Source organism: Lysobacter sp. DMC104, from assembly GCF_056313665.1.
Genome location: NZ_JBQUZW010000020.1, coordinates 1 through 14,498, shown reverse-complemented (window position 1 = coordinate 14,498; position 14,498 = coordinate 1). Strand labels below are relative to the sequence as shown.

Here is a 14,498-nt window from a genome sequence, read left to right as displayed (position 1 = left end):
ATGACAGTGAAAACTTGATCGGTGAACGCATGACGACCGCAACCGCTTCCGACAACTTCAGCCAGGCCGAACTCGACAAGTTCAACGCGCTGGCGAATCGCTGGTGGGGTGAGTCGGCGCGTTTGCGAGCCACCGGCTCGCGCGCCGGCGAACGCCCGTGCATGGATGCACGGGCAGGGACAGCGCACCACGGATGGTTCTCAGCCATGGTGATCTGATGACGAACGCAACGACGACCGACAACTTCAGCCAGGCCGAACTCGACAAGTTCAATGCGCTGGCCAACCGCTGGTGGGATCCGCAGGGCCCGCAGAAGCCGTTGCATGCGCTGAATCCCGCGCGGTTGGGCTACGTGCGCGATCGCGCGACGCTGCGCGGTGCGCGCGCGCTCGACGTCGGCTGCGGCGGCGGGCTGCTGAGCGAGGCGCTGGCGCGCGAAGGCGCCGACGTGACCGCGATCGACCTCGCGCCGGACCTGATCAAGGTCGCCAAGCTGCATCGGCTCGAATCCGGCGTGCAGGTCGATTACCGCCTGAGCGCGGTCGAGGCGCTGGCCGCGGAGATGCCCGGCACGTTCGACATCGTCACCTGCATGGAAATGCTGGAGCACGTGCCCGATCCCGCCGCGATCATCACCGCCTGCGCGACGCTGCTGAAGCCGGGCGGGCGGCTGTTCCTGTCCACGCTCAACCGCACGCCGGCGGCGTTCGCGCTGGCGATCGTCGGCGCCGAGTACGTCGCGCGCATGCTGCCGAAGGGCACGCACCACTACCGCGACTTCATCCGTCCGTCGGAACTCGGCGCGTGGCTGCGCGCCGCGGACCTCGTGCTGGAGGACGTGAGCGGCCTCGTCTACGACCCGTTGCGCCACGTCGCGCGCGTCGGCGGCCGCACCGACGTGAACTACCTCGCCTGCGCGGTGAAGCCCTGATGGCGTCACGGGTCGATCCCGACCGACGGTTTTTCTCCCTCCCCTTCAAGGGGAGGGCCGGGGTGGGGATGGGGTTGCCGCGATGACCGATGCCCGAACCCATCCGCTCCCGAACCCTCCCCTTGAAGGGGAGGGCTTTGTCCGTTGCTTCATCGCTGCCTGATGCCTTTTGCCGTTTCCGGAGTGCAGTCCTGATGTCCACCCGTTTCCCCCGCGGTGCGCTGTTCGATCTCGACGGCACGCTGCTCGACAGTGCGCCGGACATGGTCGCCGCCGTCAACGCGATGCGCGCCGAACGCGGCGAGCCGCCGATGCCGCTGGTCGAACTTCGTCCGCACGTGTCCAAGGGCGCGCGCGCGATGATCCGCGCCACGTGGCCGCAGCTCGACGACGCAGCGCGCGAGGCGATGGTCAAGCCCTTCCTCGACACCTACGAGCGCGAACTCGGTCAGCATTGCGTGCTGTTCGACGGCATCGCCGAGATGCTGGCCGCGCTGGAAGCCGACGGCGTGCGCTGGGGCATCGTCACCAACAAGCCGGAATACCTCGCGCAGCAGCTGATGCCGATGCTCGGCTGGAGCACGCGTTGCGGCGTGCTGATCGGCGGCGACACGTTGCCCGAGCGCAAGCCGCATCCGCTGCCGCTGCTGCACGCGGCCGAAGTGATCGGCGTGGCGCCGGGCGACTGCGTCTATGTCGGCGACGACGAGCGCGACATCGTCGCCGCGCGCGCCGCGGGCATGCCGTCGATCGTTGCGCTGTGGGGCTATCGCCAGCCCGGCGACGACCCGCTGCGCTGGGGCGGCGATGTGCTGTTCGAGGATCCGCGCGCGCTGCTCGCTCCGGCCGCGTGGCCGACTGCTGCGTCGACCCCCGCCGTCACGCCATGAGCGAAGCCGGTCTCGACGACGTCCTCGACGAATTCATCGAGAAGTGGCGCGGGCGCTGGCCGGAGTGGCGCATCGCGCGCACGTTCGTGCCCGGGGCGCAACACGCGGACGCGGAGGCGTGGTTCGCGCTGGTGCAGGAATGGACCGACGCGGCCTGGACCGGCGCCGATCCGACGCCGGGCTTCGCCAAGTTGGCGTGGTGGCAGGAGGAACTGCGCGGCTGGGCGAAGGGTCTGCGCCGACACCCGCTCGGCCGTACGCTGCACAAGCGGCCGGCGCCGTGGGCCGCGCTGGCCGACGCGCTGCCGGCGCTGGAGGCGGTGCGCGACGCGCTGGCCGCCGACATGCGCGACGCGGCCGCGATCGCACGGCTGCGGCCGCTGGCGGCTGCGATCGCGCGCAGCGAGGCGGCGCTGTTCGGCGGCGACGCGACCGTGGCCGCCGTGGATGGCGCATCGGTCGACGCCTTCCCGCTGCTCGCGGCGCATGCGCTGTGGCCCCGCGAGACCGCGATCGACGCGGCCCGCGCGTGGGCACGCACGCTGCCAGCGCCCGCCCGGTCGGGCGCTCGCGCACGGCGCGTGCTCGATGCGCTGACGCATGCGCGACTCGCGCGGTTCGGCACCACCGGCGAGGTCGTGCCACTGTCGCCGCCGCAGGCGCTCTGGCGCGGCTGGCGCGCCGCGCGCGGCTGAACGCGGCGTTCACCCGGGAGCCCGGCCCGGCGTGGACGGATCGGGCAAGACGCATCGTTCCGTGCCGCGATGGCCGCCTGCGGCCGAAGCCGCGGGCGGCGGTGGGTACAATGCCCGCCTCTTCCGCGACCTCCATACGCCCGTGACGCCGCCTCCCGCACAGCCTTCCCGCCTCCTGCCCGACGTGGCCGGCGATGCCGCTGCCGCGGCGCGCGCGCTGGACTGGGTCGGCATGCACGGCATCGCCCTGCCGCTGCGCCTGCGCGGCGCCGACGGCGCGGAGATGCAGGTGCCGGCCGCGGTCGACGTGTTCGTCGACCTGCGCGATCCCGGCGCCCGCGGCATCCACATGTCGCGGCTGTATCTCGAACTCCAGCGCACGCTGGCCGGCGAGACGCTGGCGCCTGCGCGCCTGCGCCGCGTGCTGCAGGCCTGCGTCGATTCGCAGGGCGCGCTGTCGACGTCGGCGCGGCTGGTGCTGCGCCACGACCTGATGCTGGAGCGCCGCGCGCTGGCCAGCAAACATGCCGGCTGGAAGCGCTACCCGATCGAACTCGAGGCCGCGCTGGTCGACGGCCACCTCGCGCTGACGCTGGGCTTCTCGGTCGAATACTCCAGCACCTGCCCAGCATCCGCCGCACTGTCGCGGCAACTCAACGCCGAACGCTTCGCCGAGGATTTCGCCGCCGCGCATCCGCTGTCCACGCAGGTGGTGCGCGACTGGCTGGCGTCGCCGCGCGGGCTCGCCGCGACCCCGCACGCGCAGCGCAGCCGCGCCGACGTGCGCGTGGTGCTGCAGCCGGCGTTCGACGAACTGCCGATGGCGGAGTGGATCGACCGCATCGAGGCCGCGCTGGGCACGCCGGTGCAGACCGCGGTCAAGCGCGAGGACGAACAGGCGTTCGCGCGGCTCAACGCCGAGCACCTGATGTTCTGCGAGGACGCCGCGCGCCGGGTCGCCGGTGCGCTCGCCGACGATGCGCGCGTGCTGCGCTACGAGGCCCGCGTCTCGCACTTCGAGAGCCTGCATCCGCACGATGCGGTGGCGCAGGTTTCCGGCCGGGGGCGCGCCGCCGGCTGAGCCGGTTCCCGCCCGCATGCTGTCCCCGAACGTCCCGGTCGAAAGGCCGGGACGTTCGCGTTTCGGCGTGCTGCGGTGCGACGCGCACGATGACCACGATGACATTCCGGCCGTGCAACGCGGTCGCGCGCGCTCATGTCCGGAAATCGCCCCGCGATGCGAATACCCCATCGAACCGCTGCGGAGGGCCCGCCGCGACGGTTCGGGCCGGGTGTCGGCCGGATGCCCGGTATCCATCAACCTCAAGGATTCAAGGAAACCACATGATTCCGTTCATTCTGAAGCAGCACGAGAAGGACCGCGCCGATCTGCAGGAGCTGGAAAGCAGCGAGATCGAGCAGGTGTCGGGCGGCATGGTCGCGGTCGGATCGCTCCGCGCGATCGACTACAAGCTGAACACCGTGACCATCACCCGTAACCAGGATGGTGGCGACGACGGCAAGGACGAGGATTGATCCGGCCCGTCCAAGCCGAAACCGAAGGGGCGATGTCATCGCCCCTTCCCTCGAACAGATGAACACGCAACGACGCGACGACGCGAGATGGGAGCGAAGATGAGCAAGCCCGTGCTGGTGGTGCTGGGGTCCATGGAAGATCCGCATGTCGAGCGGGTCGTGCAGAGCCTGCGCAGGCGCGGTCGCATCGACGCGCTGGTCGTCGACTACCTCAACGATGCACGGTTCGTGTTCCGCTCCGATGCGTACGGCGCCGTCTCGTTCGAACTGGGCGGACGCAAGCTGGATGCGCCCTACCTGGTGTGGGATCGCACGAAGATCATGCCGGGGACGCACCTCTACGTGCAGGGCGACGAGCGCTCCAGCGGTTACGCGGCGCAGGAATGGCGTGCGTTCTACCGCCTGCTGTGCGGCGTCAACGGCGAGATGGCGGTCAATTCGCTGGTCGCGCGCCAGTGCATGATCAAGCCCTACCAGCAGATGATGGCCGCGAAGGCGGGCCTGCTGGTGCCGGAGACGATGATCACCAACGATCGCGACAGCGCGCTGGGCTTCCTCGGCGAGTGCGGTGGCGAGATGATCATGAAGTCGGTGTCCGCGGGCAAGGTCAAGCCCAGCGGCGAAGGCGAGCAGATTCCCTACGTGGTGATGACGATGCGCGTGACCGAGCGCGACCTGCAGGGTGCGACCGAGCAGGAAGTCGCGCATTGCCCGCATTTCTTCCAGCACGAGATCAAGAAGAAGCACGAACTGCGCGTGGTCTACGTCGACGGGCGCATGCATGCGTTCCGGATCGAATCGCAGCACAGCCGCGTGACCGAGGTCGACTGGCGCAAGGGCATCGGGTTCGTCGGCTTCGCCTGCGACGAGATCGGCGACGCCACCCGCGCCTCGATCGACGGCTACATGCGCAGCATGGGCCTGTTCAGCGGCAGCCTGGACCTGATCGTCGATCAGGACGACCGCGTGTGGTTCCTCGAATGCAACCAGGACGGCGCCTGGGGCTGGCTCGACGACGTCGCCGAAGGCCAGGTCACCGAGACCTTCGCCGAGGCGTTCGAGCAGCGCCTGCTGTCCGCGGTGCCGGCGGTGCCGGAAGCGGCGCGCGACCACGCCACGGTCGGTTGAGGACTGCCCGCTGCCGATGACGCGCAGGGAACTCTTCCGCAGGGAAGCGATCGACGCGCAGCGCTTCGCCGCGCTCGGTTCGGTGTCGGTGGTCCAGCCGATGCGGATCTGGTGGATCGCGTCGGCGCTGGTCGTCGCGGCGGTGACGATCGTGGTCTTCCTCATGCTCGGCAGCTACACGCGCCGCACGCGCGTGGAAGGCGTGATCGTCCCGGATCGCGGCATCGCCACGGTGGTCGCGCCGGTCGCCGGCGTGGTGAGCGAGATCGGCGTGGAGGAGGGCGGGGCGGTGGTCGCGGGCCGCCGCGTCGCGGTGGTGTCGGTGCCGAGCGCGACGACCTCCGCCGGCGACTCGCTGGCCGCGATCGGCAAGCAGATCGCGGTGCGGCGCGAGAGCGTCGAGCGCGACGCCGGCGCGCAACGTGCGATGCTCGACGTGCAGCAGTCCGCGATGGCGCGGCAACGCAGCGCGATGGATGCGGAACTCGCGAGCCTTGAAGCGGAGATCGTCGCCAACCGCGAGAAGGTCGAGATCGCGCGGGCGCTGTGGCAGAAGCTGGCGCAACTGCGCGAAGGCAGCTACGTCAGCGAGCTGCAGGTGAAGGAAAAGGAAATGGAGGTGATCGAGCGTACGTCCGCGTTGCGCGAACTCGATCGCCAGGTCAGCGGCCTGCGCCGCGAGATGGCGCAACTCGACCAGTCGATGCGCGAACTGCCGCTGCGCGCCGGCGCCACCGATGCCGAGCGTCGTCGCGACCTCGCCGCACTGGAGCAGGAGTCGATCGAATCGGCGGCGAACCGCCAGGTCGCGATCCTCGCGCCCGCCGACGGCGTGGTGTCGGTGCAGATCGCCAAGCGCGGCGAATCGATCCAGGCGGGGCAGCCGATCCTGTCGGTGCTGCAATCCAACAGCCGGCTGGAAGCCGAACTGGCGGTGCCCAGTTCCGCGATCGGTTTCGTGGCACCGGGCGATCGCGTGCGCCTGCGCTACGAGGCGTTCCCGTTCCAGAAGTTCGGTCAGTACATGGGCACCATCCGCCGCGTCGGACGCAGCGCGTCGGTGCCGGCCGACGGTTCCGCCGAATCGCGCACGCCGACGTACAAGGTGGTGGTGGCGCTGGATTCGCAGTACGTGATGGCCTACGGCAACCGTGAGCGGTTGATGCCCGGCATGGCGCTGCAGGCGGACATCCTCGGTGAACGCCGCAGCCTGATCGACTGGGTGTTCGAGCCGCTGTACTCGCTGCGCGGCCATGTGGGGGCTCAATGATCGGCCGCGCGAAGATACCGGAGGCGATCCTGCAATCGGCGACGACCGAGTGCGGGCTGGCCTGCATCGCGATGGTCTGCCATGCGCACGGCATGAAGATCGGCCTGCGCGAACTGCGCCGTCGCTTTCCGCTGTCGATGAAGGGGGCGACGCTCGGCCAGATCATCCACATGGCGCAGCAACTGGGCTTCCGTCCGCGGCCGCTGCGGCTGGAACTGGAGCAGCTGGCGAAGCTGCGCACGCCGGCGATCCTGCACTGGAACCTCAACCATTTCGTGGTGCTGGTCGAGGCCGGGCCGCGCACGATCACCGTGCTCGACCCCGCCTCGGGCCGGCAGACGATGCGGCTGGAGGAAGCCTCGAAACATTTCACCGGCATCGCGCTGGAACTGTCGCCGGGCGACGGCTTCGCCACCGTCGGGGACGAGGAACGGCTGAGTCTGCGCGCAATGGTGCGCGACGTCCGCGGCCTGCGTCGCTCGCTGCTGCTGGTGCTGATGCTGTCGCTGGCGTTGCAGGTGTTCGTGATGCTGGCGCCGTTCTACACCCAATGGGTGGTGGACCAGGTGCTGGTCTCCGCCGACCGCGACCTGATGGTGGTGCTCGCATTGGGCTTCCTGCTGACGCTGGTGCTGCAGGCCTGCACCGGCGCGCTGCGCGGCTGGGCGATCGTGTTCCTGTCCTCGCGGCTCAACGAGCAGTGGTTGTCGAACGTGTTCGCGCACATCACCCGGCTGCCGCTGGATTACTTCGAGAAGCGGCACCTCGGCGACATCGTCTCGCGGATGAGTTCGGTGCAGGTGATCCAGCGCACCCTGACCGGCAGCTTCGTCGAGACCGTGATCGACGGGATGATGGCCGTGGTCACGCTGGGCATGATGCTGTTCTACAGCGCCAAGCTGGCGCTGGTGACGCTGTGTGCGGTCGCGCTGTACCTGGTGGTGCGTGCGGCCGGCTACGGCACCCTGCGCCGCCTCGGCGAACGCCAGCTCAACGCCTCGGCGCGGCAGCACACGCACCTCGTGGAGACCGTGCGCGGCATGCAGAGCGTGAAGGTCTCCGGCCTCGAAGGGCAGCGTCGGTCGACCTACGAAAACCTCGTCACCGAGACCGTCGACCAGGACGCGCGCATCGCGTGGTTCGGCGTCGCCTTCGGTTCGGCCAACCAGCTGATCTTCGGCGTCGAGCGCATCGTGGTGATCTGGATCGCCGCGCTGCTGGCGATCGACAACTATTTCTCGGTCGGCATGCTGATCGCCTACCTCGCCTACAAGGACCAGTTCGCCGAGCGTACCGCGGGCCTGGTCGACCGCTGGGTGGAATTCCGCATGCTGCGCCTGCATGCGGACCGGCTCGGCGACATCCTGCTCGAAGCGCCCGATGCCGATGCCGGCGACGAGTACGACATCGCGGTCACGCAGGACATCGAGGTCGAAGGCCTGTCGTTCCGTTACGCCGACGGCGAGCCGTGGGTACTCAAGGATTGCAGCTTCCGCATCGGCGCCGGCGAGTCGGTGGCGATCGTCGGCCCCTCCGGCTGCGGCAAGTCCACGTTGCTGAAGCTCATGCTGGGCCTGCTGGTGCCGACGTCCGGGCGCATCCGCGTCGGCGGTCGCGATCTCGTCGACATCGGCGCGCGCAACTTCCGCGCCCGCGCCGGCGTGGTGATGCAGGACGACCAGGTGTTCGCGGGCAGCCTCGCCGACAACATCGCATTGTTCGATCCCGAGTTCGACGAGGCGCGCGTCGAGGCCGCGGCGCGCATGGCCGACCTGCACGACGAGATCGCGGCGATGCCGATGGGCTATCGCAGCCTGATCGGCGACATGGGCAGTTCGCTGTCCGGTGGTCAGCGCCAGCGCCTGATCCTGGCGCGCGCGCTGTATCGCAATCCGTTGTTCCTGTTCCTCGACGAGGCAACGAGCCATCTCGACATCGCCCGCGAACGCCGGGTCAACGAGGCGGTGGAGGCGATGCCGCTGACGCGCGTGATCGTCGCGCATCGTCCGGAAACCATCGCCAGCGCCGATCGCTGCCTGCTGCTCGACGGCGGGCAGGTGGTGGAGCCGCCGCGCATCGAACGCCACGAGGACGGCAGCCTGCGCAGCGTCCCGGCGGCCGCGCGCGCCTGAGCGCAAGGGCGCACGCACGCGAAGCGACATGCGCCGCGTACCGATGTTGCGGTGCAGTGCCATCGGGCGATTCGATCGAAGCCGCACGCACGGCGCCGACATTTGTCGACGCGACCGCGCTTGCGTATGCTCGCCCGGTCCTCGGCCCGTGCGTCGTGGACGGCTGCCGTCACAGGGGGTGCGGAGCGTGGAGTCAGGGGCGCAAGGCATTCCCGTCCATCACCGTTCGACACAGGAGGTCACATGAAGACGCGTCTGCTTGCGCTGTCCACCGCAGCGGTGTTGCTCGCTGCCTGCCACCAGGAAACGCCTCCGCCGGCCCCCGCGCCGGCGCCCGCACCGGCTCCGGCCCCTGCGCCCGCACCGGTCGGGATCAAGCCGATGGACGTGCCGGCCGGCTTCGGCTATCCCGGCAATCGCGATGAATTCCAGGCCTGGGCCGATGCCTGGCAGATCGACAACATCACGACCGCTGCCTGGAACCTGTGGGCCGGCATGACCAGCGATTCCGGCCAGAAGTGGAACGGCAGCGCGCTGCCGATCTGGGAAACGTGGTGCGGCACCAACGAAGTCTTCAGCGCCGCCGGCTGCAACGGCCTGAGCCGGCCGTCGCGCAATTTCCGCATCGCCAGCCAGATCGGCCACACCGCGCGCCGGCTCGGCAAGTCGCTGCCCAGCGACGGCCAGGTCGTCGCGTTCAACAAGTTCAACCCGCCGATGGTGTCGTACCTCGGCACGCCGCAGACCACCAACGGCACGCCGTACAGCTACATCTCGGCCACCGACCTGAGCAGCCTCAACGCCTCGTGGGCCACCACCACGCCGCCCACCTCGGTCGCCGACCGCAAGGTGGTGGATGCGCCGTACACGCCGGACAGCGGCTCGACCCAGGGTTCGACCGCGATGGAGACCAAGCCGGTGATCTTCGTGGTGAAGGCGCAGGGCCTGACGCCGATCCCGCTGTGGATGGGGCCGGAATTCTCGACCACGCCCGCGAACGCGGTGCCGAACTCGTGGTTCAACTGCGTGCTGCTTGATCCGGCGAACCCCGCCGGCCCCGACACCAAGCCGGTGCCGGCCACCGAGCAGCAGATCGCGCAGATGGTTCCGAACTCGGGCATGGCCTGCAAGACGTACCTGTACGCGCCGCTGTCGACCATCTACAGCTTCCGGATGGACGAGGCCGAGGCGAAGTCGTGGAACGCGCTGGTCAACAGCTCGGGCGACGGCGGCCAGAACCTGCAGGCCGCCGCGGGCGACTACGGCGTGCTGGTCGGCATGCACGTCAACAGCAAGACGATCGTCAACTGGACGTGGGAAACGTTCTGGTGGCAGCCGGGCGACGACGCGCCGAACAACTTCCCCGGCAGCAAGCAGGGCATGACCGCGAACGTGACCGGCACCTGGCGCAACTACGCGATGTGCACCGCGTGGAACCAGACCCACGGCAACAGCTCGAACAAGATGGTGGTCTGCTTCAATCCGTTCCTGGAGACGTCGTCGGGCATCCCCGCGGGCCAGACCAGCAACTGCATGAGCTGCCACGGCACCGCCACCGCCGGTGCGCTGTCGAACGGCAGCCTCGCCACGATGAACTACCCGGCCAGCTACAAGGCACCGATCGACTTCAAGGCCAACGCCTGCACCGAGTCGACGCCGCCGGGCACCAGGACCTGCTTCGCCGACTACACGAAGACCGACTTCTCTTGGGCGATCCCGGGCAACGCGATCGTGCCGCCGGCGACCCCGGCACCGCCTGCCGCGCCGTCGGCCGCGGCCCCGGCTTCCGCACCGGCACCCGCCAAGCAGTAAGCGTTTCGCCACGTGAAATGAAGACGGCCCGGCAGCGATGCCGGGCCGTTCTGTTTGTGGCCTTCACGGCGTCCGTCTGTCATCACCGACGGGACGTTGCGATTGCGGTCCGGAAAAGCGTGGCACCGCAGATGTGAGCGTTCACGAAAAACGCCCGTCATTCTCGTGCAAGCGAGGATGACGGCGTGGATGGCGCGTCACGGCGAGAAGCCTGCTGGCTACTTTGCGGGCGGCAGCACCAGCAGCGGATCGATCCGCACGTCGAACCAGTTCATGCCCCAGTGCAGGTGCGGGCCGGTCGCGCGGCCGGTCGCGCCGACGGCGGCGAAGACCTGCCCCTGTTCGACGCGGTCGCCGACCTGCACGTCGATGCGCGACAGATGCAGGAAGTTGGAGCTGACGCCTGCGCCGTGGTCGATCACCACCGTGCCGCCGGTGAGGTACAGCGCGGGATCCGCGAATGTGACGATGCCGGCGGCGGGCGCCTTCACCGGCGTGCCCTGCGCGGCGGCGATGTCCATGCCCGAGTGCGGCGACTTCGGTGTGCCGTTGTAGACGCGCTGGTTGCCGAAGCGGCCGCTGATGCGGCCTTCCACCGGCCAGACGAACGTCTGCAGGAAATCCTCGCGGGCATCGTCGCGGGTACGGGCGGCGGCGACCGACGCCTGCTCGCGTTCGATGCGCGCGGCGATGTCGGGCGGCGGATTCACGGTGTCCGGCGGTACGCCGTCGATCTGTTCGATCGGCCAGTCGCGCGGCGTCACCACGATGCGGTGCTCGGCGGCCGCGCCGTCGGCGAAGGCGACGCGCACGACCAGCGGCCCCGTCGCATCGCGGCCCACGCCGAACGCGAACACGCCGTCGGGCGCCACGCGCACGCGGCGGCCGGTGACATCGACTTGCGCATCGGCGCGGGTGCGGCCGATCACCAGCGATCCCTGCGGCACAGTGGCCGGCAACGTCGTGCGCGTTTCTGCCGATGCGGCCGCGGACACGGCCACCGGCGTCGGTGCGGGCGTGCGTACGGGTACGGTGCCGCAGGCGGCGAGGGCGAGCGTCAGCGTGCAAGCCATCAGTCGGGCCGTCATTGCCCGCAGGCCGCAGCGCCTCATCGATCGAACGCCAGTCGACGGCCCTGCGGGGCGCCCACGAGCTGCCGGCCGTCCCAGGCGAGATGGCCGTTGACCCAAGTCGAGGCGACGCGCGAACGGAAGGTCGTGCCCTCGAACGGCGACCAGCCGCACTTCGACAGCACCTGTGCGCGTTCGACGGTGAACGGCACATCCTCGACCAGCACGAGATCGGCGGCGTAGCCCTCGCGCAGGAAGCCGCGCTCCTTCACGTCGAACAACTGCGCCGGGGCGTGCGCGAACTTCTGCACCACTTGCGCGGCAGTGAGCGCGCCTTCGTGCACGCATTCCAGCGCGGCCACCAGCGCGAACTGCACCAGCGGCAGACCGCTGGGCGCGCGCAGGTACGGCGCCTGCTTTTCTTCCAGCGTGTGCGGCGCGTGGTCGGTGGCGAGCACGTCGATGACGTCGTCCGCGAGCGCGGCGGTGATGGCGATGCGATCGTGCGCGTCCTTGATCGCCGGGTTGCACTTGATGAAGTTGCCGCGGGTCGCGTAGCCGGCGCGGTCGAAGCGCAGGAAGTGGATGCAGGTCTCGGCGGTGATGCGCTTGCGGCTGCCGTCGTCGCGGATCAGCGGCCCGCGCTCGAACAGCGCCAGTTCGTCGGCGGTGGAGATGTGCAGCACGTGCAGCCGCGCGTCGTGGCGGCGCGCCAGTTCCAGCGCGAGCCGCGTCGACTTGATGCAGGCCTCGCGCGAGCGGATGTCCGGGTGGCATTCCACCGGGATGTCGTCGCCGTAGCGCTGGCGGTATTCGGCCAGCAGCGCGTCGATCGTCGGCGTGTCTTCGCAGTGGGTGATGATCGGCGTCGGCGCGTCGCGGAACACCGCGTCGAGGATCTCCGGGTCGTCGACCAGCATGTTGCCGGTGGAGGCGCCCATGAAGATCTTCACGCCCGGCGCGGCCTTCGGGTCCAGCGCGCGGATCGCGTCGATGTTGCCGGTGCTGGTGCCCATGTAGAAGCCGTAGTTGCCGCGGGCGCGACCGGCGGCCGCCGCGTACTTGGCCTCCAGCGCCGCGCTGTCCAGCGTCGGTGGGCTGGTGTTGGGCATGTCCATGAAGCTGGTGATGCCGCCGGCCACGGCCGCGGCCGACTCGGTCGCGAGGTCGCCCTTGTGGGTGAGGCCCGGTTCGCGGAAGTGGACCTGGTCGTCGATCATGCCGGGCATGAGCCGACGGCCGGTGGCGTCGATGACGATCTCGCCGGAGCGTGCGACCAGCCCGGTGCCGATGGCCTCGATCCGGCCGCCGGCCAGGCGCAGGTCGCCGTCGGTCTCGCGGCCCTCGTTGACGAGGCGGGCGTTGACGATGAGGGTGGGGGCGTGCTCGGTCATGGGGGGATCATCCGGAGCGGGGCGGCGCGGGCGGCACGGGATCGTGGCCGCCGGGGCACAGCGGGTGGCAGCGGGACAGCCGACGGACGGTCAGCCAGCTGCCCTTCAGGGCGCCGAAGCGGCCGATCGCCTCCATCGAATATTCGGAACAGGTGGGCACGAAGCGGCAGCGTTGCCCCAGCAGCGGGCTGATCCAGCGTTTGTAGAAGCGGAGCGCGGCGATCAGCAGGCGGTCGATCAAGGAGGTCCGGTCCGGCGTGGGTTTGCAGGCGGCGGACGCTGCGGGACGCGAGGTTGCCGCTGCCGTCTTTGCAGGGTATAACAGCCCGCTTTCCCGCCTCAAGGGAAGTTCAGAGGATTCCGCGACGTGGCAGTGAAAAAACCCGCGAAGAAGGCCGCCAAGGCCGCGAAGCAACCCGCGAAGAAGGCCGCCAAGCCCGCCGCGAAACCCGCGGCCAAGCCCGCTGCGAAGAAGGCGGCGAAGCCGGCCGCGAAGGCCCCTGCCAAGCCTGCCCCGAAACCGGCGGCCAAGCCCGCGGCGAAGAAGGCGGTGGCCAAGCCGGCCGCCAAGGCGCCCGCGAAGGCCGCTCCGGCGAAGCCGGCACCGGTCGCCAAGCCCGCCGTGAAGCCGGCCGCCAAGCCCGTGCCCAAGCCCGCCGCGAAGGCCGCCGTGGCTGCCAAGACCAAGGCGCCGGCCGCCAAGGCGTCGGCATCCAAGCCGGTGAAGTCGTCGGCCCCGCCGCCAGCCTCCCCGCCGACGCCCCCGGCCACCCCGCCTGCACCGCCTGCACCGCCGTCCCAGCCCTCGCAGTCCAAGTCGGCGAAGCCTGCGGCGCCGGCTCCGCAGGCGAAGCCGAACGATCCGCCCAAGGCCTCCGCCCCGGCCGTGACCCCGCGTCCGGCGGCCGGCAAGGTTGCGGTCGCGGTGACCTCGCGCTCGCCGTCGCCTGCGCCGAAGCATCAGGTGAAGGTCGTGCCGTACAAGGTCGACGAGGCCACCGGCCGTCCGATCCTGCCCGCCGGCTACAAGCCCGCCCCGGACGAGGAGTACATGAGCCCGCTGCAGCTCGAGTACTTCCGCCAGCGCCTGCTGCAGTGGCGCGCGGAGCTGATCGAGGAATCGAAGCAGACCATCGAGAACCTCAAGGACGAAGTGCGCGACGTCGGCGACGACGCCGAGCGCGCCACCCGCGAGACCGAGAACTCGCTGGAACTGCGCACCCGCGACCGCTACCGCAAGCTGATCGGCAAGATCGACAGCACGCTCAAGCGCGTGGACTCCGGCGAGTACGGCTACAGCGTCGACTCCGGCGAGGAGATCGGCCTGCACCGGCTGGAGGCCCGCCTCACCGCCGAGCGCACGATCGACGAGCAGGAGCGCTGGGAACACCTGCAGAAGCAGCAGGGCGACTGAGTCCCCGCTGCGACGCGACCACGAAAAAAGCCCCGCTTCAGCGGGGCTTTTTCTTTTCCTGCGGGGCTTCTTAGACTGCCGCTTCAAGCTTCAGGGTGATGTTTCTGCTCTAGTGAGAGTACATCGGTGTTAGTCGGTCTTTGTGTGTCCTGACCTGAGACGAATCATGTAGCCGCCCGGGAGGTGAGTTCTCTACCCTCGACAGACCAAGGAGAACTCATGAAGA

Annotated in this window: 14 protein-coding genes; 11 read left to right on the top strand and 3 right to left on the bottom strand. The window is 69.6% G+C overall.

Features of this window, described 5'->3' with window-relative positions:
- The first annotated feature begins 29 nt into the window (after positions 1-29).
- From ACT53R_RS18860 to ACT53R_RS18815, 10 genes are all read left to right on the top strand, one after another.
- The gene (locus tag ACT53R_RS18860) at positions 30-218 is read left to right on the top strand and encodes a hypothetical protein (RefSeq protein ID WP_476173460.1); all 189 of its coding nucleotides are present in this window, start codon (positions 30-32) and stop codon (positions 216-218) included.
- Positions 218-931: a bifunctional 2-polyprenyl-6-hydroxyphenol methylase/3-demethylubiquinol 3-O-methyltransferase UbiG gene (gene ubiG, locus ACT53R_RS18855; RefSeq protein WP_476173459.1), complete on the top strand. Its 714-nt coding sequence runs from the start codon at positions 218-220 to the stop codon at positions 929-931. The genes ACT53R_RS18860 and ubiG overlap by 1 nt, the downstream gene beginning before the upstream one ends.
- Positions 932-1,125: 194 nt before the next feature.
- On the top strand, positions 1,126-1,821 hold the full coding sequence (locus ACT53R_RS18850; protein ID WP_476173458.1) for a phosphoglycolate phosphatase: 696 nt from the start codon (positions 1,126-1,128) through the stop codon (positions 1,819-1,821).
- Positions 1,818-2,516 (top strand): phytoene/squalene synthase family protein, encoded by a 699-nt coding sequence (locus ACT53R_RS18845; RefSeq protein ID WP_476173457.1) that lies wholly within the window; start codon positions 1,818-1,820, stop codon positions 2,514-2,516. Before ACT53R_RS18850 ends, ACT53R_RS18845 begins: the two co-directional genes overlap by 4 nt.
- Positions 2,517-2,658: 142 nt before the next feature.
- On the top strand, positions 2,659-3,597 hold the full coding sequence (gene folE2, locus ACT53R_RS18840; protein ID WP_476173456.1) for a GTP cyclohydrolase FolE2: 939 nt from the start codon (positions 2,659-2,661) through the stop codon (positions 3,595-3,597).
- Between the two features lie 263 nt (positions 3,598-3,860).
- A complete protein-coding gene (locus tag ACT53R_RS18835; RefSeq protein WP_476173455.1) occupies positions 3,861-4,052 on the top strand; it encodes a hypothetical protein in 192 nt (63 codons plus the stop codon).
- Positions 4,053-4,151: 99 nt separating this feature from the next.
- Entirely contained in the window at positions 4,152-5,180 is a 1,029-nt protein-coding gene (locus ACT53R_RS18830; RefSeq protein WP_476173454.1) for an MvdC/MvdD family ATP grasp protein, read from the top strand.
- A gap of 16 nt (positions 5,181-5,196) precedes the next feature.
- The gene (locus ACT53R_RS18825; protein ID WP_476173453.1) at positions 5,197-6,450 is read left to right on the top strand and encodes a beta-barrel domain-containing protein; all 1,254 of its coding nucleotides are present in this window, start codon (positions 5,197-5,199) and stop codon (positions 6,448-6,450) included.
- Positions 6,447-8,582 carry a peptidase domain-containing ABC transporter gene (locus ACT53R_RS18820; protein ID WP_476173452.1) on the top strand — a complete coding sequence of 712 codons (2,136 nt, stop codon included), beginning with the start codon at positions 6,447-6,449 and terminating at the stop codon, positions 8,580-8,582. Before ACT53R_RS18825 ends, ACT53R_RS18820 begins: the two co-directional genes overlap by 4 nt.
- Before the next feature lie 243 nt (positions 8,583-8,825).
- Positions 8,826-10,394 carry a hypothetical protein gene (locus tag ACT53R_RS18815; protein ID WP_476173451.1) on the top strand — a complete coding sequence of 523 codons (1,569 nt, stop codon included), beginning with the start codon at positions 8,826-8,828 and terminating at the stop codon, positions 10,392-10,394.
- A gap of 218 nt (positions 10,395-10,612) precedes the next feature.
- On the opposite strand, the gene ACT53R_RS18810 is transcribed toward ACT53R_RS18815, so the two are convergent.
- The 3 genes from ACT53R_RS18810 to yidD are packed head-to-tail and all read right to left on the bottom strand — an operon-like array spanning position 10,613 to position 13,099.
- The gene (locus ACT53R_RS18810) at positions 10,613-11,482 is read right to left on the bottom strand and encodes a M23 family metallopeptidase (RefSeq protein WP_476173450.1); all 870 of its coding nucleotides are present in this window, start codon (positions 11,480-11,482) and stop codon (positions 10,613-10,615) included.
- 20 nt (positions 11,483-11,502) lie between these two features.
- Positions 11,503-12,858 carry a dihydroorotase gene (locus ACT53R_RS18805; protein ID WP_476173449.1) on the bottom strand — a complete coding sequence of 452 codons (1,356 nt, stop codon included), beginning with the start codon at positions 12,856-12,858 and terminating at the stop codon, positions 11,503-11,505.
- 7 nt (positions 12,859-12,865) lie between these two features.
- Entirely contained in the window at positions 12,866-13,099 is a 234-nt protein-coding gene (yidD, locus tag ACT53R_RS18800; protein WP_476173448.1) for a membrane protein insertion efficiency factor YidD, read from the bottom strand.
- A gap of 126 nt (positions 13,100-13,225) precedes the next feature.
- On the opposite strand from yidD, the gene dksA reads away from it, so the two are divergent.
- Entirely contained in the window at positions 13,226-14,272 is a 1,047-nt protein-coding gene (gene dksA, locus ACT53R_RS18795) for an RNA polymerase-binding protein DksA (protein ID WP_476173447.1), read from the top strand.
- The last annotated feature ends 226 nt before the right edge of the window (positions 14,273-14,498 follow it).

Bases quoted from the DNA above. Each gene is read 5' to 3' on its own strand.
- ACT53R_RS18850 (WP_476173458.1), top strand. From the start codon at position 1,126: ATGTCCACCCGTTTCCCCCGCGGTGCGCTGTTCGATCTCGACGGCACG.
- ACT53R_RS18820 (WP_476173452.1), top strand. From the start codon at position 6,447: ATGATCGGCCGCGCGAAGATACCGGAGGCGATCCTGCAATCGGCGACG.
- ACT53R_RS18825 (WP_476173453.1), top strand. From the start codon at position 5,197: ATGACGCGCAGGGAACTCTTCCGCAGGGAAGCGATCGACGCGCAGCGC.
- ACT53R_RS18830 (WP_476173454.1), top strand. From the start codon at position 4,152: ATGAGCAAGCCCGTGCTGGTGGTGCTGGGGTCCATGGAAGATCCGCAT.
- ACT53R_RS18860 (WP_476173460.1), top strand. From the start codon at position 30: ATGACGACCGCAACCGCTTCCGACAACTTCAGCCAGGCCGAACTCGAC.
- ACT53R_RS18810 (WP_476173450.1), bottom strand. From the start codon at position 11,482: ATGACGGCCCGACTGATGGCTTGCACGCTGACGCTCGCCCTCGCCGCC.
- ACT53R_RS18845 (WP_476173457.1), top strand. From the start codon at position 1,818: ATGAGCGAAGCCGGTCTCGACGACGTCCTCGACGAATTCATCGAGAAG.
- ACT53R_RS18835 (WP_476173455.1), top strand. From the start codon at position 3,861: ATGATTCCGTTCATTCTGAAGCAGCACGAGAAGGACCGCGCCGATCTG.
- ubiG (WP_476173459.1), top strand. From the start codon at position 218: ATGACGAACGCAACGACGACCGACAACTTCAGCCAGGCCGAACTCGAC.
- ACT53R_RS18805 (WP_476173449.1), bottom strand. From the start codon at position 12,858: ATGACCGAGCACGCCCCCACCCTCATCGTCAACGCCCGCCTCGTCAAC.
- ACT53R_RS18815 (WP_476173451.1), top strand. From the start codon at position 8,826: ATGAAGACGCGTCTGCTTGCGCTGTCCACCGCAGCGGTGTTGCTCGCT.